A 227-nucleotide genomic window follows, 5' to 3' on the forward strand; every position below is an offset into this window, starting at 1 on the left:
CTGGAGGAGCTTATTCCCTGGCTCTACCTGCGAGGAGTCTCCTCCGGCGACTTTCAGGAGGCATTGAGTGCGCTGGTGGGCGAGCAAGCCAAGGGTTTGTCGGCGAACACGGTATCCCGGCTTAAGGCCCAGTGGCTGAAAGAACATCGTGACTGGCAGCAGCGGGATCTGAGCCAAAAGCGCTACGTCTACTGGTGGGCAGACGGGGTATACAGCAACATCCGCCT

1 protein-coding gene is annotated in these 227 nt (G+C 59.5%); it reads left to right on the forward strand.

Annotation, left to right across the window (positions count from 1 at the left end; all coding sequences use genetic code 11):
* The coding region (locus AC1RQI_RS17610) for a transposase (protein ID WP_481905892.1) at window positions 1-227 on the forward strand (227 nt) is incomplete at both ends.

The organism is Salicola sp. AFF1 (assembly GCF_056783195.1).